This window comes from Rhizobium sp. BK098, assembly GCF_014193155.1.
GTDB lineage: Bacteria > Pseudomonadota > Alphaproteobacteria > Rhizobiales > Rhizobiaceae > Rhizobium.
This window is the reverse complement of sequence record NZ_JACHYY010000025.1, coordinates 1-19,962: the sequence shown is the minus strand read 5'-3', so window position 1 is coordinate 19,962 and position 19,962 is coordinate 1. Positions and strand designations below refer to the sequence as shown.

18 protein-coding genes and 3 pseudogenes are annotated in these 19,962 nt (G+C 56.0%); 12 read left to right on the top strand and 9 right to left on the bottom strand.

Going from position 1 to position 19,962, the window contains the following annotated elements; genetic code table 11:
- Window positions 1–261 precede the first annotated feature (261 nt).
- Complete coding sequence (locus FHT73_RS28620; protein WP_183716414.1) at window positions 262–1,140, top strand: DUF4118 domain-containing protein; 879 nt, start codon at window positions 262–264, stop codon at window positions 1,138–1,140.
- 377 nt (window positions 1,141–1,517) lie between these two features.
- On the opposite strand, the gene FHT73_RS28615 is transcribed toward FHT73_RS28620, so the two are convergent.
- The 3 genes and pseudogenes from FHT73_RS28615 to FHT73_RS28605 form a co-directional block, all read right to left on the bottom strand.
- Complete coding sequence (locus FHT73_RS28615; RefSeq protein ID WP_348648174.1) at window positions 1,518–1,817, bottom strand: antibiotic biosynthesis monooxygenase; 300 nt, start codon at window positions 1,815–1,817, stop codon at window positions 1,518–1,520.
- Window positions 1,807–2,145 (bottom strand): annotated as a pseudogene (locus FHT73_RS28610) (DUF932 domain-containing protein); the annotation flags it as partial. The pseudogene FHT73_RS28610 and the gene FHT73_RS28615, both read right to left, overlap by 11 nt.
- Window positions 2,146–2,314: 169 nt before the next feature.
- A complete protein-coding gene (locus FHT73_RS28605; protein ID WP_112611593.1) occupies window positions 2,315–3,871 on the bottom strand; it encodes a bifunctional aminoglycoside phosphotransferase/ATP-binding protein in 1,557 nt (518 codons plus the stop codon).
- Between the two features lie 146 nt (window positions 3,872–4,017).
- Here FHT73_RS28605 and FHT73_RS28600 point away from each other — a divergent pair, with 146 nt between their 5' ends.
- From FHT73_RS28600 to FHT73_RS28590, 3 genes are all read left to right on the top strand, one after another.
- A complete protein-coding gene (locus FHT73_RS28600; RefSeq protein WP_183716412.1) occupies window positions 4,018–4,854 on the top strand; it encodes a 3'(2'),5'-bisphosphate nucleotidase CysQ in 837 nt (278 codons plus the stop codon).
- 76 nt (window positions 4,855–4,930) lie between these two features.
- Complete coding sequence (locus tag FHT73_RS28595) at window positions 4,931–5,581, top strand: BON domain-containing protein (protein WP_183716410.1); 651 nt, start codon at window positions 4,931–4,933, stop codon at window positions 5,579–5,581.
- A 73-nt stretch (window positions 5,582–5,654) separates the two neighbouring features.
- On the top strand, window positions 5,655–6,092 hold the full coding sequence (locus FHT73_RS28590) for a DUF3775 domain-containing protein (protein WP_112611587.1): 438 nt from the start codon (window positions 5,655–5,657) through the stop codon (window positions 6,090–6,092).
- Between the two features lie 75 nt (window positions 6,093–6,167).
- Here FHT73_RS28590 and FHT73_RS28585 read toward each other — a convergent pair whose 3' ends face one another.
- Window positions 6,168–6,692 carry a universal stress protein gene (locus FHT73_RS28585; RefSeq protein WP_183716408.1) on the bottom strand — a complete coding sequence of 175 codons (525 nt, stop codon included), beginning with the start codon at window positions 6,690–6,692 and terminating at the stop codon, window positions 6,168–6,170.
- Between the two features lie 201 nt (window positions 6,693–6,893).
- Here FHT73_RS28585 and FHT73_RS28580 point away from each other — a divergent pair, with 201 nt between their 5' ends.
- Entirely contained in the window at window positions 6,894–8,327 is a 1,434-nt protein-coding gene (locus tag FHT73_RS28580) for a trypsin-like peptidase domain-containing protein (protein ID WP_183716406.1), read from the top strand.
- Between the two features lie 423 nt (window positions 8,328–8,750).
- Here the strand turns inward: FHT73_RS28580 and FHT73_RS28575 are convergent, their stop codons facing one another.
- On the bottom strand, window positions 8,751–9,383 hold the full coding sequence (locus tag FHT73_RS28575) for a hypothetical protein (RefSeq protein ID WP_183716404.1): 633 nt from the start codon (window positions 9,381–9,383) through the stop codon (window positions 8,751–8,753).
- 1,000 nt (window positions 9,384–10,383) lie between these two features.
- On the opposite strand from FHT73_RS28575, the gene groL reads away from it, so the two are divergent.
- The 6 genes and pseudogenes from groL to FHT73_RS28545 form a co-directional block, all read left to right on the top strand.
- Entirely contained in the window at window positions 10,384–12,003 is a 1,620-nt protein-coding gene (gene groL, locus FHT73_RS28570) for a chaperonin GroEL (protein WP_183716402.1), read from the top strand.
- Between the two features lie 250 nt (window positions 12,004–12,253).
- Complete coding sequence (locus FHT73_RS28565; RefSeq protein ID WP_162708141.1) at window positions 12,254–12,622, top strand: SPW repeat protein; 369 nt, start codon at window positions 12,254–12,256, stop codon at window positions 12,620–12,622.
- A 219-nt stretch (window positions 12,623–12,841) separates the two neighbouring features.
- A complete protein-coding gene (locus FHT73_RS28560) occupies window positions 12,842–13,201 on the top strand; it encodes a hypothetical protein (RefSeq protein ID WP_112611575.1) in 360 nt (119 codons plus the stop codon).
- Window positions 13,202–13,266: 65 nt separating this feature from the next.
- A pseudogene (locus FHT73_RS28555) lies at window positions 13,267–13,488 on the top strand (SDR family oxidoreductase); the annotation flags it as partial.
- Between the two features lie 145 nt (window positions 13,489–13,633).
- Entirely contained in the window at window positions 13,634–15,433 is a 1,800-nt protein-coding gene (locus tag FHT73_RS28550; RefSeq protein WP_183716400.1) for an alpha/beta fold hydrolase, read from the top strand.
- Window positions 15,434–15,458: 25 nt separating this feature from the next.
- Window positions 15,459–16,376: pseudogene (locus tag FHT73_RS28545) on the top strand (bifunctional enoyl-CoA hydratase/phosphate acetyltransferase); the annotation flags it as partial.
- A 724-nt stretch (window positions 16,377–17,100) separates the two neighbouring features.
- Here the strand turns inward: FHT73_RS28545 and FHT73_RS28540 are convergent.
- The 4 genes from FHT73_RS28540 to FHT73_RS29680 all read right to left on the bottom strand — a co-directional run bounded on the left by FHT73_RS28540 (window position 17,101) and on the right by FHT73_RS29680 (window position 18,991).
- Window positions 17,101–17,433, bottom strand: coding sequence for a hypothetical protein (locus tag FHT73_RS28540; protein WP_183716396.1), 333 nt, complete (start codon window positions 17,431–17,433; stop codon window positions 17,101–17,103).
- 67 nt (window positions 17,434–17,500) lie between these two features.
- Window positions 17,501–17,947 (bottom strand): pyridoxamine 5'-phosphate oxidase family protein, encoded by a 447-nt coding sequence (locus FHT73_RS28535; protein WP_183716394.1) that lies wholly within the window; start codon window positions 17,945–17,947, stop codon window positions 17,501–17,503.
- Window positions 17,948–18,098: 151 nt separating this feature from the next.
- Window positions 18,099–18,404, bottom strand: coding sequence for a hypothetical protein (locus FHT73_RS28530; RefSeq protein ID WP_112611567.1), 306 nt, complete (start codon window positions 18,402–18,404; stop codon window positions 18,099–18,101).
- Window positions 18,405–18,871: 467 nt separating this feature from the next.
- Window positions 18,872–18,991, bottom strand: a complete 120-nt coding sequence (locus FHT73_RS29680) for an erythromycin esterase family protein (protein ID WP_246712271.1) — start codon at window positions 18,989–18,991, stop codon at window positions 18,872–18,874.
- 282 nt (window positions 18,992–19,273) lie between these two features.
- Here FHT73_RS29680 and FHT73_RS28520 point away from each other — a divergent pair, with 282 nt between their 5' ends.
- Complete coding sequence (locus FHT73_RS28520; RefSeq protein WP_183716392.1) at window positions 19,274–19,792, top strand: GNAT family N-acetyltransferase; 519 nt, start codon at window positions 19,274–19,276, stop codon at window positions 19,790–19,792.
- Window positions 19,793–19,962 lie beyond the last annotated feature (170 nt).

Genomic DNA, 19,962 nt, shown 5'->3' with positions numbered 1-19,962 from the left:
CACCAGATACGATAAGACCCAAAAATCATTCTCGGCATTCCTCGCTTTGGCCGCAGCCAAAATATGGCTGCCATACTTTGTCAACAGGGCCTAGTTCGTCAGGAAGATTTTCGAACCGTCAACACCCCGGGGCATAGGCCGTGGAATTTGCGATTCTTGCCGCCCACGCACGAATGGACTGGTGTATACTCGGTTCGCTTGTCGTGGCCACGAGCACTCCTCGGGCGGCGGGACGGCAATCATTGGGCAGGAGTTGAACCCATGGCCGGTGCTAATTCGAAGCTGCAACGGGACATCACACCGAAGCCGGATGCCGATCCGCTCCTGGGCTCGCCGCCATTGGAGACTCCCGCTGTCGTTGGCTATCTTGCTTCGTTTGCAATGACGGCCCTCGCGACGTTTGTGGCTGTCGGTGTCGACCGCGAGGTGACGATCCCGAACCTCTCCCTCATTTTTGTAGTGCCGGTGATCATCACGGGTGTTGGCTTTGGCTTGGGGCCTTCACTCTTCTCGGCCGTGCTTGGTGCGCTCGCCTACAATTTCTTCCTGACCGAGCCTCGCTATTCACTGGCCGTCGACGACCCTGCAAACATCTGGGCGATCGGACTGCTTTTTGTCGTCGGACTTATCGTGAGTGGCGTTGCCCATACCTCCGGGCGAAGGGCGACCGATGCGGCACACTTGAGACGGCAGGCGATTGTGCTGCAAGGCTACAGCCGCGACGTCGTGGCGGCCGACAATACGGAGGCCATCATTTCAATCACGTCCCAAGCGCTTGCAGCGCTGTTCCAAGTTCCCGTCGCCGTGATATTCGTAACGGGGGGCGAGGTGGTTTCCGTCAATAGAGTTGGCGGCGTGGAGCCCCAGGAGGGCGAGTTGGAGGCGGCGCGATCATCGTTGACGACTGGAACCGCCGTGCGCGCCGGAATTTATCCGGCGTTGGACTCGCGCTTTGACTTTTGGCCCGTGATAACGGCGGTGGGCCAGGATGCTGTCATCGGGCTCGTATTCAACCCCGACGACCGTCCATCGGAGCCAGATACATTAGTCGACATCGTTGCGGGTATCTTAGCGCTGGCACTTTACCGTCGGCATTCCCCAGTCAGTCACGATGCTCGGTCCTCACATCGGGAAAGATAAAGCGATCCGTCGCAGAACGTAGTTTCGCAAATCACCACCGCCAACTTTGCGCGCGTCCGGACGGACGCCCTGCTCCAGCTGGCCCACAATGTGTACCGCAAGGGCGTCTAGAAGGCGCCGCGATCAGCCGTGGAAACGTTCCGCTGGCCATGAGCGGTGGTGGAAAGATGGCTGCACTGCCCGAAGCTGATGGGATATTGTCCAGTTGAAGAACGTGGTGGGGACACGACAGTCGTGATTGACAACTGAGGTTTTTGGGAATGAAGTCTCTCGACGCCAGTTTCGGGCACCAAGTGATTCTGACGCCAAGCTCACTTCTTCAGCTGAGACAAAGCGCGCAATTTTTGCCCGACCGGATCGCGCTGATAGCGCGAAGCTTATGGCCGCTTATTCGCCAGGATAGACAGCTTGCGTATTTGCGGCGGCTTAGCGAACAGGTCGCCTGCCTCTGCCTTTGCCATCAAGGCCGCAGAGACTTGGCCGTTTAAGTGGGCATCCCTTCCGTCCTCATCATCGAACGTATCAAAGATTGCAAGCGAACTTAGGCCCTCCTGTATCGCATACCAGGAAATCGTGCCGAGCTCGGCATTGACCAGCGGGATGGCTGAACGCAGAAATTCGGCGACCGCCTCTTCCTTGCCTGGCTTTGCCTCGGCCAGCCCGTATTGGAGGCTCACGGAGATAGGCCGCAGGGGCTCCGACCAAGCTGTGAAGTTGGCCGAAACTCCAGTGCGTCAGCATGATTGGTGTCTCCTAGCCGGGCAGCATCAGCGCCAGGCACTCTGCGTCGTTGCGGCTAGCCTCTACGCGAATCGTCGCGCTCTCCATCGTCCGGGTCCGGCTGCGAACGGCGGTATAGAGATCCAATGGGGACGGAAAACGCTCGTTGGCCGGCCGCGAGAACCACTCTGACGAAACGCGGCCGATGCGTCGACCACGGCTCACATCCACCTTGTAGCCGCCTCGCCCGTCGGAGAATGCATCCAGAATTTCTAGTTCGTTCACGGGTTATCTCCATGACGGCCGCCAGAAACCAATCTCCCGGCCTTCAACCTGTCACGGGAAAGTCAATCCGCCCCCTCACTCTAAAAAGGGGCGTTGCTGGATATCCCCGCAGACGTTTCTGGCTGAACCACGTCGAGGTACCGGAAACGGAACCAGCTTGCGGCAAGGCTCAGATGCCTTCCGTCATTGAAACGAATTCTGCATCTCCGATTGCAATTTGGCGTAATATTTCCTCGACCAGCTCGCCGGGCCGACGCGCTGCATCCAGCTTCGTCCAGCCGATTGAAGTTCTGTCCTTCGAAAGCTGGCCTGCCAGCACATCGAGCGTCGCATCCGAAGAACCGCCTGTACGTGTTGCGACACGCTGCCAAAGCAAGGCTGCATCCGCCTCCAGCCAGAAACCGAAGAAAGGGCAGCCTTTCTCATCAGCCGCTCGCTCGACTAGCTCGCGGTTGCCGGCCTTATCAAAGACGGCATCGGCGACCACAGCACCATCCCGCGCAAGAATGAGCCGCGCACGCCATGATATCTCCTGGTAGACCCTGACGGAGACCTCGGGACGGTAGGCATTCTGAGGCAGATGCGTTTCGGGGGGAACGCCATGCATGGACTTGCGGATGCGATCACTCTCGATGATGCGCGCTCCCGGCGGCAACCCAATGCGCGGTGCCAGGGCCTCGGCGAGCGTGGACTTGCCCGACCCACTAAAACCTCCAAGAGCTATGAGATCCGCTTTGGGTGGTTGCAGCAGAGAGTGAGCAAGCGCGAAGTACGACCGCGCCTCTGACACAAGCATCGGCGCCCCGCCGCCTGCCTCTTCCGCCTGCGTAGCAACGACATGCGCGCGCACAGCGGCTCGCATCGCCATGAAAAATGGCAACGCGACAAAGCCGTCATCTTCGCCGGTTTCGTCGAGGTATCGATTCATGACGAGATTGGCAAAGTCGGCATATCCCCGATGCCAGAGATCCATCAGCAGGAACGCAAGATCATACAGAATATCGATCGTTGCCAGTTCGTCATTGAACTCAATGCAATCGAATAGACAAGGGCGGCCATCAAGCAGAAATATGTTGCGCAGGTGCAGATCGCCGTGGCAGCGTCTGATCTTTCCAGCCGTAGCTCGTTTATCCAGGCAGATAGCAAGCGCAGTAAGCCGCTGACGGAAGAGAGCCGTCAGCTCCTGAACTTCCCGCTGTGTGAAAATGTGGCTCGTCGCGAAACCCGCTTCATTGACTCTGAGCACAGCCTCCATATTGGCCGCCCCCCCGCGGTCGTGAATGACCGGCGCCTGGCGATGGAACTGCACGACTGCGCCAGCGAGTGCCGTCATCATCGCGGATGTCAGTCCACCCGACTGAGCAACCTGATCAAGCAACTGCGACTGGTCAAAGCGTCGCATCTCGACCACTGCGTCGATTACACGGCCCTCCCCGTCGAAATTTAGAATTCCGTCGTCTGCTCGCGTTATCTTACGAACGCCGAGATAGATTCCCGGTGCCGTCGGACCGTTAAGTTCCACTTCCTTCAGGCATGCAGCCTGCCTCTTTTCCACGGTGGAGAAGTCTACATAGGGCAAAAGCACCGCCCGCTTCATCTTGTAGGCGCGATCGCCCGACAGGAATATACGCGAAATGTGCGTCTCCATCATCTGCGGCGGCTCGCCCTTTCGGGATAGCGTGCGCTCCAGAAAGGCAATGACCTCGAGCTGATCTTCGGCAATCATTTGGCTGCCCTAACCGTTGTTCCAATGGGACATATATGCCTCCATTGGTTCCCCGCATCATTGATACGTATCAATGATGCGGGGATGCTAGCCGCGCTAAACACACTAAACAGATGGCATAGGGGCGGCGCGCGGAGATACGAGCAATGAACCTCTCTTCACGGCAGAAGCTGGTCGAAGCCCTAATACCGATCATCCGAAAGGCCGGGGCCGTCGTACACTCTCTTCAGAAAAGTGAGCTTGCGCCGCGCAGCAAGTCGGATGGATCCCCTGTTACAATTGCCGATCTCGCCAGTCATGACATCTTGTGCGGAGCCTGCAGGGCCTTGTCAAAGACAATCCCGATCCTCAGCGAGGAGGATGAAGGCTCGGCAACGACGGCGTTGAATGGGGTTGCCTTCGTGATCGATCCTCTCGATGGAACAAAAGAATATATTCGGGGGCGGGACGAGTTTACGGTCAATATAGCATTGGTCGAAAATGGCCATGCCACGGCCGGATTGATCCATGCGCCAGCCCGCGGGCGGCTCTTCTTTTCCTATGGCAGCGGATATGCGTTCGAAGAAACTCCCGACGGGCGGCGACGCAATCTTGGCAAGCAAACCGTCCCGCTGAGACAGCCGATCGTCCTCGTCAGCCGCTCCCACCTTGACCGACAGACGAAGGATCTACTTGCCGCTTTGCGGCCGTGCACCGTGCGCGAAGTTGGCTCCTCGCTCAAATTCGCCTTGATCGCCGCGGCGGAGGCCGACGCCTACATCAGGCTCTCACCGACGATGCTATGGGATTGTGCGGCCGGGATAGCTCTTGTCGAAGCAGCCGGAGGTTTCGTGCGGCGAACAGACGGATCGCCGCTGCTGGAGGCAAGGTCTCGGACGCTCAAGATTGATGGCTTCGTTGCGGGCCGAACACCGCAGTTGGCGCAATGGATTGAGACCGCACAAAAGACGATCCCTTTCGAGGATAGAACCGAGAATCGATAATTGAGCTAGGTCAATGTCAAAGCAGCGCTGCCCCGTAGTGTTCCCTCGTTGAGATATCAACAGAGGAGATCATCTCATGGACAACATCACTCTTCGTCAACTAGTTCTCGATGAACTGGAATTCGATCCCAGCATCGATGCCGCGAATATTGGCGTCGCTGCGGAGAACGGCGTGATTACCCTTACGGGCCATGTTTCCACCTATGCCGAGAAGGAAGCCGCCGAGCGGACGACACGCCGTATCAAGGGTGTGAAGGCTATTGCACAGGAGATCGAAGTGCGGCCGGCAGGCACCCACAAGACTGCGGATGACGAAATTGCAAAACGCGCGGTCAACACGCTTGGCTGGCATGTCACCGTTCCGAAGGATGCGGTTCAGGTCAAGGTTCAGAATGGTTGGATTACGCTGAACGGTCGAGTTGAGTGGCAATATCAAAAGACAGCGGCCGCCGACGCGGTCCGCGATCTGTCCGGTGTTGTGGGCGTATCGAACATGATCGAAGTCACTCCACACGCCAGCTCGGTGGACGTCAAGAAGCGCATCGAAGATGCCTTCCGACGCGACGCCGAGATTGAAGCGAAAGCCATCAATATCAACGTCGCCGACGGCAAGGTCACGCTACAAGGCAAGGTGAAGACATGGTCGGAGCGACAGGCTGCGGAACATGCCGCATGGTCGGCTCCGGGTGTGCGCAGCGTCGAGGACCGCCTTTTGGTCGGCTACTAAGGCCGATCGCCGGGCAGCTTTCCATCGGCTGCCCGGCGACTGTCCCGCTTTAACCAACAACCGGAGAACCGCGATGAAGAAGATTGATGATGATCGGCCGGTTTGGCCGATGACGATAACGCCTGAAAAAGTCTGCTACTTTATCCTCAAGGCACGCCAGTTCGACGCCAAGGATGCTCCGAGCGACTGGGCTTCCTCCTCCAATCCCGCGGACGACGGCATGATCGACGTACTGGAGGATAGAAGCGACGATCCAGTTCAAGAGGAACTCCGTAGCGCAATTTGGGCGCTCAACGTTGACGAGAAGATCGATCTCGTTGCTCTTGTCTGGCTCGGTCGCGGCGATGGCACCGTGTCCGATTGGCCGGACATACGCAGCGCAGCGATGGAAGCGCAAAATAACCACACGGCCGCCTATCTTCTCGGCACCCCATTGCTAGGTGATTATCTCGAGGAAGCTCTGTCTATGTTCGGCGAATCCTGTCAGGCGATAGAAAACGGGCATCTCTAACGATCGCATGGAATAATCAAACATAACCCCGCCGGGTGCTTGCGATCACTCATCGCCGGAGCCGCATAGGCGGCATCAATGCACGGTGATGCAAGTCGCGGAACAACGCTGGGCAATTTTGGTTGATACGCTACCGAGAACGAGCTGCGACAGGCTTGAGAGGCCTCTCGCGCCACAGACGACAAGATCGGGATGTTCTCGATCGATCACGGTCATGATTTCCTCGACCGGATCCCCATCCAAAAGATGGGTCGAGACACGATCGACACCATGCGCGCTAACCACAGACTTGGCACGTTTGAGAATATCTGTCCCGATAGCCTGTATTGCCCGATAGGACTCACCAAGATCCTTCATTGGAAAAACTATTGGAAAACCCAGCGCTGAGACCGACAGAACCTCGGGCTCCGCTTGAATCGTCAAACCATCGAGATGCTCGACCTCGATCATGCGCTGAAGATCAGCATCGAGCTCGCCGGACAGCATGACATGCACCAAATGAACCTCTGCATCCCGCCCATTGGCAAGTTCGGCGCCGATTTCGACCGCCTTCTGCGCATAAAGCGAACCATCTGTGGCAATCACAATTTTCCTCGACATATCATTTCCCCCTGATCAGCTAGCGGCAACGATTATTGGACGACAGCAAGAATAACGCATCGGAACACAAACAATGCATTGAGGAAGATCAAAAAAGACGAACGTTCCGCTGGCTCTTTTAATGAAAGATCTTTGCGCCTGATCAATGCGTATCTCGCTGTTCGACGTCATCTTTCAATTTTTTAAGAAGGGACGGCAGGAATGTCCGGGTTTCTGGCAACACAAGCATGGGCGTTATCCGCCTTTATCAGCGATCTTCAAAACTTCCGAAGTCGCTGCCTCGTCGCAGCCATTCTACCTGTATTGGTGTTCTTTCCCGTTTCTCATCAAGCTACAGCTACGCCTTTGCAGCCCTCCCTGGCACCGATGCTACAGATGGTCATGCCAAGTGTCGTCAGCATCACGGTCCGCTCGGAACAAACGCCGAGCGGCGACGGCTTGCTGATTGTGCCTCAAGAAGAGCGATCGAAGAGCGCCTCCCGCGAGGCAGCACCGGTGATGCACATTTCCCAGGCAGTTGCAGCCGGCGTAATCGTCGATGCGGGCAACGGATACATTCTGACGAACAACCACGTGATTGAAAACGCGGTCGATATCAACGTCATGCTTGCCGACGGCTCCACCTATGACAGCACGGTGGTCGGCGCCGATCGGGAGACAGATATTGCCATCATACAGATCAAGGCACCGGGGCTGATCGCCGCGCATCTCGGCGATTCGGCCAAATTGCGGGTCGGGGACTATGTCGCCGCCATCGGAAATCCCTTTGGCCTTGGCCAGACCGTCACATTCGGGATCGTCAGTGCGCTTGGCAGAGCCGAGCTTGGAGTAGAAGGCGATCAGGACATCATTCAGACCGATGCTTCGCTCAATCCGGGCAACTCTGGCGGCGCCCTCGTCAATCTCGATGGCGAACTTGTCGGCATCAACAGCGCCATCATCGCTCCCTCAGGTAGCAATATCGGCATCGGCTTTGCCATCCCAAGCAATACGGCAAGAGGAATCATGCAACAGTTGATCGCTCACGGCGAAATTCGTCGCGGACGACTCGGCGTCCTGGTGCAGGACAATAATGCCGACTTCGAGAAAGCCCTGGGGGTCAATATGTCAACCGGGGCCTTGGTCAACGATGTCATTTCCGGATCAGCTGGGGCAGCCGCGGGAATTAAACCCGGGGATGTCATCATCGCCGTCAACGATTCCCCGATCAAAAATGCCGGCGAACTGCATGCGAGGATATCGTCTTACCTCCCGAAAACTTTGGTAAAGCTGTCATTGCTTCGTCCGACCGGCAAGGTAGATCTCGACGCCACGCTTAGCGCGACGCTTCCAGAAGACCAGTTGCCTACTCCGGCCGAAATCGAAGGAAGGGGACTGCTGGAGAGTGGTACGCTCGACAAGCTCGGATCGGACTTCGATGCGTACGGCAAAGTGGAAGGGGCGTTGGTGTCGGCCTTGAACGATGGTAGCAAGGCCGCGGCAGCCGGACTGACACCCGGCGATGTGATCATCAGTGTTAATCAGCAGCCTACCCCGACGCCTCAGATGGTTGCCGAGCTAGCTCAGAAACAGAAAACTTTGGTGCTGCTTGGAATTTTTCGGGACGGCCATCGGCGTTTTCTCATCGTGAAATGAGGATCTGAGAATTTGGCATGTGCCTGATGTGGCCGGAACGTTGGTCTGCTTCTTTCCAGGCGCAGCCAATCCTGCGACACGGTACTCCGTGCTAACGGCGGGCGCTGCCAAACGAGGTCAGCAACATGGTTGTTACGATGACTACAATCGAGGCATTCCAGCGCCTGGGCGTCGCCCTCGCTATCGGTATCCTCATCGGCCTTCCACTTGATCGCGCGGGGGTAGATTTCGGGCAGAGTGGATGACGCTCCGAGTTTGGCCGCAAATTGCGGATTGAAAGAAAGTACCAGCAATTTCGATGTATTAGCGACAAATGCCCCGCCCGACCGCTAGTGACCGCCAAAATATTTTACAACTGAGCAATAAAATAAGCAGCTGATTCCAAGCGCGCGCGGCCGCATCTGGATACGAGCCCTGTACCCATTAGCAAGGATGCCATGTTCGTTGCATAGCAATGAGCAAAGATCTGAACTGCTGCGAACTAACAGAGGTCGCTTCCCTTTCCTCGCCCGAAAAGGAATGAGGATTTGCGTAATACGTGGAAAATGCGCCAATTAGCTTTCCCGAATGATCGAATATCGATGTTGTCTGGATCGCACGAATACCGATCCTGCGAGCCCAATTTTTCAAAGTGGGAAACACGTCGGCTTCCTCGATATCTTCAATGAAAGCCGAAGCTTGTAAATTGTGAGCCTCTTCGCAAGGCGCTGCGTCTCGCTTCTTCACTCTTGCAAATTGTTCGACCGAAGCGCGATCGAAGTTGTGATGGGCAATGAGATAGAGGTTGCCCTCAGCAGCATCAAACGCCTGTAGGCTTCCGAAGTTGGCGTGTCGGACCATCACAACGTGATCGAGATATGTTTCAGCCTCAGTCCCGATAGAAGCGGGAACAGTAAGATGTGGACAAGTTCGCGACCAGATATTCTCCAGCCAACTCAGCTCATTGCGCGCTTCAGCCAGCAGTTGTTCAAACATTCGGCGTTCGCGACTGCCTAATTCTCCATCAAGCAGCCGCTCAAATCGCTCAATGTTCTGGCGAGCTATGAAGCGTCGCATCCGCTCCTACCGCGCAGCTTTTGTCAAAGGCGAGACAGCCTACGCTCGCCAATGTCACATGTACAGCTGAAAACGATTTAAAATTTCATAGCCACTAGTAGGTCCTCTACCATTAATTGATAAAAAGAAGAGGAAATCAAAAATACTAATGCTCAAAGTTGGAATATTATCGCGATATTCGAACGATCCTTACACGGGTTACTATCAGAATAACTGACACGTTAAATGGGACTTTTATTGTCACAGTCACCGACCACAATGGGCATTGCCATATAGTCGCTATAGTCTCTGCTACAGCGCCGCATTTTCACAGCGAAAATATTTGATAGATGCCAGCGATGCGAGTGGAAGAGGAGTGCCCAAAGTGAGGCTGCTCGTCTCGCCAGCCATAGTCATCGACATTCTTGCGCCACATACCGGGGCCCAGGTAGTGTCATCAGCGCGTTCGCAATGCCGCACCACCCAGGGTTCGTCCGGATGCGGCATCCTCACATTGATGACTGGTGCCCGTAAAGTGGCAGATCCTGCTCTCGTCGCCCGGCCCTGCGCTTAGACGCTCTGCTTCAAATAAGCGATATCGGTGCAAACGTTTAGGCAAGGTAGGCAAGCGCTCACTGATACTCGATATAGCTCAAAACCCGCTGATCGCCGAAACGAGTCCTGTCGATACCGCGCCTCCCACCAACCGGCATATAGCGCATCGCCCGGACTGGAGCCGACAGAACAGTGTCACCATGATAGGAAATGCCAGGCGCCGCCCGGCATCAGCGGCGGAGAAAATCCCCAAACATGAATTTGGGGCGACGCAGCATAGGTTGAACTTTCCAAAAGGTTTCATGCGTTAGCGACAGCGGCCTGCCCGAAGATCAATCTTCTCTCTGCCTTTCCCTTTCTGTCGATGCGCTCGTTGACACCGGTCAAATTCATTCGAGCCAATCTGTGTCAATGAGAATATTGATCGGCCACCAGGCGGATCTCAGGATCACTTCGGGAGACGAAAATGGCACACAAGCAAGTTTTTTACCATGCGGAAGCCAGGGGCAAGGTTCTTCAAGGCGCAACCAGGCTTACCGATGCGGTCCGCATCACGCTCGGTCCACGCTCCAAGTCGGTCCTGATCCAAAGGAAATGGGGGCCTCCAATCGTCTGCAACGATGGGGTGACGATCGCCAAAGAATTCGATCTGAAAGACCCAGAGGAAGATCTCGGCGCCCGCATGCTGCGCGCTGCTGCCGAGAAAACAGGGGAAATGGTTGGAGATGGAACGAGCACGTCGACGGTACTTGCTCATGCAATCCTGGCAGACGGCCATCGAAACGTGGTCGCTGGCGCAAGCGCCATCGACCTTAAACGCGGTCTCGACCGCGCGTCCAGCCGGACCGTCAAGGCGCTGCACGATATGTCCAAACCGGTAACGACAGACAAGGAGATGCAGCAGGTCGCAGCCATCTCCGCTCACAACGACGAAGCCATTGGCAAGCTCGTCGCCGAAGCGATGGCGAAGGTCGGCAAGGAAGGCGTAATCACCGTCGAGGAATCGAAGACAATGGAAACCCGTCTCGACCTCGTCGACGGAATGCAGTTCGACCGCGGCTACATCTCACCCTATTTCGCGACGGATTCTGAAAAGATGGAGACCGTCCTGGAAGATGCCCGAATTCTGATTTTCGACCGGAAGATCTCGGCTCTTGGCGATCTGGTCGGTTTGCTCGAGGAAATCGCCAAATCCGGCAGGCCGCTTCTCGTTATAGCCGAGGACTTAGAGGGCGAGGCACTTGCTACCCTGATCGTCAATCAGATCCGCGGAACCTTCCGCAACTGCGCAGTCAAGGCTCCCGGCTTCGGTGATCGCCGCAAGGCGATGCTCCAGGATCTGGCGATCCTGACCGGAGCTCAACTCATCTCCGAAGATCTCGGCTTCAAGCTCGACAAGGTCACCCTGGAGCAACTCGGCACGGCAGCGCGTGTCGTCATCGACAAGGATACGACGACGATCATCGGCGGTGGCGGCACGCAACAGGCCATCAAGGGGCGCAGCGACCAGATCCGCAAAGAGATCGAAACGACGACAAGCGACTATGACAAGGAGAAACTGCAGGAGCGGCTTGCCAAGCTATCTGGCGGCGTGGCCGTCATTCGTGTAGGCGCCCCTTCGGAAGCGGAGGTTAAATCCAAGAAGGACGCCTTCGATGATGCGATCAATGCCACCAAGGCTGCTGTCGAGGAAGGTATAGTTCCAGGCGGTGGCCTCGCGCTGCTGCGATGCATAAAAGCCGTGACCGAAGAAGAAGAGCTCTGCAACGGGGATGAGCGGACGGGCGTTCAAATCCTGAAGCGTTCGCTCGAAGTTCCAGCGCGGCAGATCGCCGAAAACTCGGCCGTGGACGGCGGGGTCGTCGTTGCCAGGATGCTCGAAAGCGAGGGCGCGGTCGGCTTTGATGCGGCGCGCAATCGCTACGTCGATCTCCTGCAGGAGGGCATCATCGACCCAACTAAAGTCGTCCGCGTCGCACTGGAGAACGCGGTCTCTGTTGCAAGCATACTGCTGCTAACCGAGGCAACAATGACGGAAATTCCGGAACCGGTCCAACAGCCGGTTGCGCCGTCGATGGAGATATAGAGTAGAGCCGAGGCCGCCGATCGTGCCTTTTGGCTGCGTGCTTGTTTCTGACGGTCGGACGAGCGTCTCGTGGCGGCGGACCGACACTAATCCCTTATTGCGATATGGGCTCGACGGTCGGGTGACCTTCGTTGGGGAGAATATTCTATCTCCTATAAACCAAAGCATAGCGGGCCGGTATTTGATTCAACTCAAATTACGCCGATAGCGGATGCTTTATGATGACTTAGCTCTAGCGATGGAGATTACGATGAATGAACCACGTTGGCAAAACTGGCTAAGTCTCATCCTTGGTATCTATATACTCACAGCCCCTTGGCTCGTTCCCTATTTCCTCCCTCCGACTTCGGCGTCGACGATGATAGAGATTGCTGGATCGGCCGCCGGACTGGCACTTGCGATCGTCTCAATATCCGGAATTCTTGATCCGGAGACCTGGACCGATTGGGTGAAGGTCTTGATAGGCATGGTGCTCCTTTTAATTCCTTGGATCCTGGAATTCAGTGACAACATTCCCTTCACCTACAGCTTTGTGCTGGGCGGAATGGTTCTTATCATAATAAGCGGTCTGGCCTTTGCCTCAAGGCGCCCGAAGATTGGACGCGACTGGCAAGAATGAGGGATCATCTTCGAGCTTGTGTACTTGCCTATCGAAGCAGATGGCGCGCATCCGCACCTTACCGGGGCGCGGCACCGACGACGGGACGTTTAGGAGGCCTTCCATTCACTGCGGTAGCCACAATCCCGGGCCCCCGACTGAGTGGACTATTGACCTTGATCAAAGTGTTTTCCCGTTCGACGCGGTAGGCATTTATCTGTTCAATGGAGAAAACATGTCATGCAGAAACAAGTTCTACAGTCAGCTTTCGAGCTTCCGATGGCGCCATTTCTGGCCTTGAGCGGTGGCAACAACCTTACTGAGTCCGCATTGAAGATGCCGACAACGATAGCGAAAGCTATGCTTCGCTATCAGATCGAAGGCCTATCATTCCTTCAGCACCGTTTTCAGCGCGACATCAAGCTGATGGATGACGTCATAGCTGCGGAAAAAACCAATGACACCCTGGATGTCATCGGCGACTATTGGCGCGATGCGGTTTCGGACTATGCGAAAGAGGTCAGCAAGACCTTGGCGATTAACGCGCGATTTGCGTCGGACACCGCCGGCATTGTGCGAGAGGAGACCAAAAATGCTTAAAACTACAGCCGTGAGCATGGTCACGCACAGAGGCGCGCCTTTGCCTCTTTAACCACGCCTCACGTGGCATTACGGTCAACGCCATCGCACCGGGCTACACGGAGATTGCAATGGTCGCGGCCGTGCGGCCCGATATCCTGAAAGCGATCGTTGATGCCGTTTCGGTCAAACAACTCGCTTTGCCTGAGGAAATTGCCCGCGGCATGGTCTTCCTTGCGTCGGACGAGGCCGGCTTTATTAACGGTGAAACTCTGTCGATCAATGGCGGCAGATATATCACAGTCTAACCCGGGAAGCACATGTTCCCAGACCGTACCATGTCGTCGTTTTCCCAGAGTTAACGAGCCGGACTCGAACAGCTCATACGCGCTACGTGCCGAAATCGCGGGAGAACGGGCAGATGGATCACTCGCTGCGAAAGGAAATGTTGCTATGGACACACTCGCAATGAAAGCCGCGGAAGCTGAACCCCTCGCCCCGTTGGAACCCGATATGAGCAATCCGTTCCTGGGTGAAGGCTTCCGCGCAATCGATCTTTTGACAAGCGCGGCGATCGCCCGCGCGACATTTGGGTTTTCACCGATTGCTTTCTGGCTCGCCTTCGCCGATTGGGGCGCGCATCTGGCCGCGGCGCCGGGCAAGCGAACGGAACTCGCCGTAAAGGCGGAACAAAAATCGATGCGTCTCCTTACACTCATGCTACAATCCGCCCTCGATCTCAGCACACCCTGCTGCATCGAGCCCCTCCCGGGCGACGAGCGTTTTCGGGATGAAGCCTGGCAGCGGTGGCCCCATCGCTTTTGGGGGCAGGCGTTCCTCTTGACCCAGCAATGGTGGCACAACGCAACGCACGATGTCTCGGGCGTCTCACAGCATCATGAGGACGTCGTGTCGTTTGCGATACGGCAATGGCTCGACATGGTATCGCCAGCCAATTTGTTGTGGGCCAATCCGGAGACAATCCAGCGCACGATCGAGACCGGAGGTCTCAACCTCTTGTCAGGGTTTCGAAACTGGGCAGAGGATTGGAGCCGTCTCCTGATGGGTAAATCCCCGGTCGGGTCCGAAGATTTCGTGGTTGGGAGAAACGTCGCGGTAACACCCGGAAAAATCGTCTTCCGCAACCATTTGATCGAACTGATACAATATACCCCTACGACGAGTATCGTCCACGCCGAGCCAATATTCATTGTGCCGGCCTGGATCATGAAATACTACATTCTCGATCTTTCGCCGGCCAACTCGCTGATCCGTTTCCTAGTGGAACAGGGCCACACCGTCTTTTGCATTTCCTGGCGCAATCCTACGGCGGAGGACCGCGATTTTTCGCTCGATGATTATCGTGAGCTTGGGGTAATGGCGGCACTCGACGCTGTCACGGCAATTGTCCCGGATCGTAAGATTCACCCCGCCGGCTACTGTCTAGGCGGAACGATACTGACGTTAACGGCGGCCGCGATGGCGCAGACCGACGATCATCGTCTTGCCTCGATGACACTGTTTGCCGCACAGACCGACTTTACCGAACCGGGTGAACTTCAACTTTTCATCGACGACAGTCAGATTGCCTTTCTGGAAGCCATGATGTGGCGGCATGGCACACTTGATGCCGCGCAAATGTCTAGCGCTTTCCAGATCCTCCGGTCCAACGACCTGATCTGGTCACGCATGGTCCACGAATATCTGATGGGTGAACGCGAGCCGCTGAACGATTTGATGGCGTGGAATGCCGACGCCACCCGCATGCCCTACCAGATGCAGTCCGACTATCTGCGCAAACTTTTTCTCCATAACGATCTTGCTTCCGGCCGCTATATGGTTGATGGCCGACCTGCCGCCATCCAGAACATTCGTGTTCCAATCTTCGCCGTGGGCACTGAACGTGATCATGTCGCCCCTTGGCGTTCGGTCCACAAGATCCACTATCTCACCGATACCGATGTAACCTTCGTTTTAACCAGCGGTGGCCACAACGCGGGTATTGTCAGCGAACCAGGCCATCGCGGCCGCTATTTCCGAATGCTGGAGAAAAGCGCAGACGATCCCTGCCTTGGCGCGGATGAATGGTACTCAGTTGCGCCAGTTCGCGACGGATCTTGGTGGCCTGCCTGGGAGGCGTGGCTGTCCGCGCAGGCAAGTGGCGAACCGATCACGCCGCCCACCACGGGCGCGCCGATCAAGGGTTACCCTCCGCTTTGCGATGCGCCTGGCAGCTACGTGATGCAGCGTTGATCCCGCCATGACCGAGCCGATCTCGCATAACCGCTACGAACACTTTATCGCCTGGGCGCGCGTCGCACCTGCGCTGCTAACTGCCGTGGTACACCCATGTAGCCCAGAGGCGATCGTAGCGGCGGTCGAGGCACGCGACGAGTGCCTCATCACCCCGTTGCTGGTCGGCCCGGAAGCGAAGATGCGCGCCGCCGCGGCGACCGCTGGCATATCGCTCGACGGCATCCGGATCGAGCGCACGGAGCACAGCCACGCCGCCGCTGCCCGCGCTGTCGAACTCGCTGCCGGAGGCGAGGTCGACGCGCTGATGAAGGGCAGTTTGCACAGCAACGAACTCCTGAGCGCTGTCGTCGCCGCTTCATCCGGACTGAGAACGGAGCGACGCATCAGTCATGTCTACATGCTTGATGTGCCCTCCTATCCCAAACCTTTCGTCCTCACGGACGCGGCGATCAATATCGCGCCGAGCCTTACCGACAAGCGTGATATCTGCCAAAACGCGATCGACTTTATGCAACGCCTCGGCGTCACCGAGCCTCTTGTCGCGGTACTGGCGGCAGTGGAGACAGTGGAACCTTCCATGCAGGCGACCCTTGATGCCGCTTCCCTTACCGTCATGGCCATGCGCGGACAAATTACGGGCGCAAGGATCGACGGGCCTCTCGCTTTCGACAACGCCATCAGCCTGGACTCCGCCCGCATCAAGGACATCGTCTCGCCGGTTGCCGGCCGAGCGGACATCCTTGTCGTGCCAAACCTCGAAACGGGCAACATGCTGGCCAAGCAATTAATCTACCTGGCAGGGGCGGATGCCGCCGGCCTCGTGCTCGGGGCCCGTGTACCGATCATCCTCACCAGCCGGGCCGATTCACTGAAAGTCCGCCTAGCATCTGCAGCCCTGGCCAAGCTTGTCGGTCTCGAACGAACCAAAAGCCCAGCTTGAGGCGTCTCCTTGGGATTGCAAAGTGACCTCCCAGGAGACGTGCCTGATTTGCTCCTGCTTGGCAGCAGGGTGATTGACTGCCCGCGATTGGCTCTGGCAGAAATTTAGCGGGTAGATCAAGGGTCTGTAATTGAGTTGAACAACTTTAAAGGTGCCCCGCCATTGCTCTATCGCTGTGGGGATCCCAAAGGCTAGTGCAGAGGGACGGCAAACTCTTCCTGCCGAATATGATGCCTATGCAGATTCATTTCTTGGTCGATTGCGCTGAGAAGCTTCATGTGTTTCGTATCACCCGATCCGGCTCGATTTCCGCAGGAACTCCAGACAAAACTCTTCCAAGCCGTTCTTCATTGATGTGGATCAAATCGCGTGACGATGGTGCATTTCACCATAGACTGCCAACACGGCCAGATCCCTGCACCGAGGCTCAACATACGGTCAGCACAATAACGTGGACTTTCAAATCTGCCGCTTCTCCGCATCGGTTGCTGGCGCGCGCTATAGCTTTGCAATCGGTGGGCTGTCTCGCAACCATCAGTGTTCAACGCGGAATCGGCCTTTGCAGATGGCCGCAATTACATACACGATCGGCGACCCATTACTGGAGAGATCTACTCATCTCCTTGCTGTACGTAAAAGCAAACGGTTCTGCTTTTTCCGGACGACCCAGCTATGTAGTTCCGGACCCACCACAAAGCGACGGAGCCGCCCGGTTCGCCAGCGTTTACTCATCCGTGTATGATTTGAGGTATGCATGCTTAGTGTTATCGAGGCTGTCCGCCTGAACTTGAGCATCCCTCAGCAAATCTTCAGCATAGCTTTGCGCATCGATTATATCTCTGAAATGAAGCCCGGATCTGCGGCCTTTAATTTCGATGTCGCGCAGAATCTGCGCGATTAAGCCTGCTTTTTCCCGCTCGTCGTGAAGGCGAAGCAATCTTGTCACGGAACTCAAAGCTACGAGCTCAAGAACGAGTAACCGAGCTTCGATTTCCTCAATCGAAGGCGCCATCGCATTGCCTTTGTCATTTGAATTTTTACCTTCGATTTTTCGCATGCCGAAAATCCTTATGATGAGACGTAACCGACTTTTGCTCTCCTCGCCCTGATAAGCCGCTGGTCTCCTAGTTCGCTGTGGCGCGCCCACTGACGTCAATCATATCGAGAGCAAAGAAAGTGTGTGTCTTTGATGCGGTATCGCCCAATCGGGGCGCCGGCTTCAAAGCGCCGGGCTCCCACCAATCAAGGTGTTGCGCTAACAGGCCCCAGGCGCGATGCCTTTCTTCACGAGACTCATCTCCATCGAGCTCGACGAATTTCGCATCGATAACCACGCTTTTCCAAGAGTGCTTACTTTTAAGCTGGTCAATTTGAACACAAACATTCGGATTCTCTCTCATGATATCCAGCTTCTTGCCTGGCAAAGTAAAAGCGTACAGCCTGTCACCAGCGCACGCATATTGAATAGGGACGATATAAGGGATATTCGCATTCGCGCAGGCCAGCCTCGCAAGCCATTGTTTTCTTATGAGGGAAATGCAATCATGATACGGCATCTCTTGGATGTTCATAGCTATTCCTCATCGGCACAGCGGATATTCTATCAATAAGGCGATAAGATAGGTCCGACACTAAGCGTCTCGATAGTCGAAGTTTGCGTAGAGATTGCGAATGACCATCACTGCGAATGGCTTCCACAATGACAGACTGTTGCCTTGAATCTCATTGCTCTGCAGCTGGACTTTTGTTCGCCCGCTCCTGCGCCTCTTCAAACAATTCTTGCGCGTATTCCGACACAGCCGGAATCTGGGCTTCCGGCATTTTCGCCTGTCGAACTTTCCTCTCGATTGCGCGCCGGAGTGCCTCTAGGAGGTCGGTTTGACCATCCACGTCGCAGCGTCTTAGAAGCCGCGTTAGAGCAGCGGTTGCCACTGCTTGAAGAACGAAGGCTCGCCCGCCGATTTCACCCAAGGCGGGGACGGCGCTACCGGCCGCGCCCCCGAATTTATCGCGCTTTGCTCTAAGCATGGCATTGCTCCTGACCTATCGAACCGTCTTACGATAGTTCGGCTGTCGCATCGGTGCATTGAGGTAAATCAATATCCGCGCCCCAAAGACTCCGCGTAACTGTGCGCCGTACTACATGGCTCGGTAGTAACGTTCTGCGTCGACCACAAGACGGGAGATCTGCATGGCGTCGAAGAATTCCGCACCATCCTTGTGCGTATTGGATTTCCTTCTGCAATAGGTCGAGCATGAGTGTCCATAACCCACCGGTTCCCGCGACCACTGCGACAAGCAAGCATAGCTCCTGCGCGTGGCGGCGGCCGAAGGGATCTATGCGATCAAACCTTTGCGGCGATCGATGCCGTCATGTTGTGGAGGTCGAGGCCAAAAAAACCGACCTTATCTTTGGGCTATTTTCTGGCGCTATGACTGCGCAGAAAGCTGACAAAGGTATCTACATCCTTGTTGGGCCATATCCAAAGCGGGAATCAGGCGAACGGCGTTGAACTCATCGACTGATGCGGGCCTTGTCGCACATAGCGATCGATCGCGGCTGCATAGGGCCAACCAGCCTCGACGGCGACAATCGTGAAGGCCGTGCCGCTCAATCAGCGAAGGCTCGCACACCCGGTCTTTGACAGGAATCAAACCGACGTCGCACGGTTGATAACGCCCAGATAGTGCGGAATTCTTTTAAGCTGCGCCCTCGGATTCAGCATCGTCCGCGCTGTCGTCAAACCGCTGGCGATCAAGCTGAATCCTTCGCTCCAGAAATGCGTGCTCCTTGAGTTGGGTCAAAGTCAACCGATCCGCATTGTTGTAACAAGTGCATCACCCTAGCATCGGGACCGGGGCGAGCAATTGTTCCGTGAACCTAAAGGAGAAGCACGATGGATATCAAAGATACGGATGCCGATCTGATCACCCATACCGGATTTCACTTCCACGTTCGGCGCGCGGTGCCGAAGGATGAGGCAATTGTCGCCGATTTTTTCAAGCATGTGACACCCGCTGATGTCAGATTCCGTTTCTTGTCCGGAATGAAATCCGTTTCTCATGAAAGGCTCGTCGAAATGACAAGCGCCGACGATCCCAAGCGCGTCAATTTCCTTGCCCTTTCATCTGATCAGACGTTGCTGGCAGTGGCAATGTTGGCGGTCGGCAAGGATCCTCAACGCGGAGAGGTCGCGCTCACCATTCGTGAGGACTACAAACATCAGGGCATCAGTTGGGAAATGCTCGCCCATATTTGCCGCTATGCAGAACGACATAATTTCAAGAGCATCGAATCCATCGAAAGCCGTGACGACCATGAAGCAATAGAGCTCGAACGCGACATGGCCTTTCACGCTCATAGCGATCCCGATGACCCCAGGATCATTGTGTTGCGACGGGATTTCCAACAGTGACGATTGCCGGCCATTTTTCGCATCTTCGTTGAAATCTCGTGAATATCGTGTTGATCGGGATGGTCTTGGGTAACTAGCATCTGTCGGACATGGTCTTGGCCTTCCTTGGCGACGGGCGCGACAATGTGGCGATGTCGCTGGCGCTCGGCGCCGCCAAGGTCGGGATCGAT

Coding starts and splice junctions, on each gene's coding strand:
- FHT73_RS28620 (WP_183716414.1), top strand. CDS start 262: ATGGCCGGTGCTAATTCGAAGCTGCAACGGGACATCACACCGAAGCCG.
- FHT73_RS28605 (WP_112611593.1), bottom strand. CDS start 3,871: ATGATTGCCGAAGATCAGCTCGAGGTCATTGCCTTTCTGGAGCGCACG.
- FHT73_RS28600 (WP_183716412.1), top strand. CDS start 4,018: ATGAACCTCTCTTCACGGCAGAAGCTGGTCGAAGCCCTAATACCGATC.
- FHT73_RS28595 (WP_183716410.1), top strand. CDS start 4,931: ATGGACAACATCACTCTTCGTCAACTAGTTCTCGATGAACTGGAATTC.
- FHT73_RS28590 (WP_112611587.1), top strand. CDS start 5,655: ATGAAGAAGATTGATGATGATCGGCCGGTTTGGCCGATGACGATAACG.
- FHT73_RS28585 (WP_183716408.1), bottom strand. CDS start 6,692: ATGTCGAGGAAAATTGTGATTGCCACAGATGGTTCGCTTTATGCGCAG.
- FHT73_RS28580 (WP_183716406.1), top strand. CDS start 6,894: ATGTCCGGGTTTCTGGCAACACAAGCATGGGCGTTATCCGCCTTTATC.
- FHT73_RS28575 (WP_183716404.1), bottom strand. CDS start 9,383: ATGCGACGCTTCATAGCTCGCCAGAACATTGAGCGATTTGAGCGGCTG.
- groL (WP_183716402.1), top strand. CDS start 10,384: ATGGCACACAAGCAAGTTTTTTACCATGCGGAAGCCAGGGGCAAGGTT.
- FHT73_RS28565 (WP_162708141.1), top strand. CDS start 12,254: ATGAATGAACCACGTTGGCAAAACTGGCTAAGTCTCATCCTTGGTATC.
- FHT73_RS28560 (WP_112611575.1), top strand. CDS start 12,842: ATGCAGAAACAAGTTCTACAGTCAGCTTTCGAGCTTCCGATGGCGCCA.
- FHT73_RS28550 (WP_183716400.1), top strand. CDS start 13,634: ATGGACACACTCGCAATGAAAGCCGCGGAAGCTGAACCCCTCGCCCCG.
- FHT73_RS28540 (WP_183716396.1), bottom strand. CDS start 17,433: ATGCGAAAAATCGAAGGTAAAAATTCAAATGACAAAGGCAATGCGATG.
- FHT73_RS28535 (WP_183716394.1), bottom strand. CDS start 17,947: ATGAACATCCAAGAGATGCCGTATCATGATTGCATTTCCCTCATAAGA.
- FHT73_RS28530 (WP_112611567.1), bottom strand. CDS start 18,404: ATGCTTAGAGCAAAGCGCGATAAATTCGGGGGCGCGGCCGGTAGCGCC.
- FHT73_RS28520 (WP_183716392.1), top strand. CDS start 19,274: ATGGATATCAAAGATACGGATGCCGATCTGATCACCCATACCGGATTT.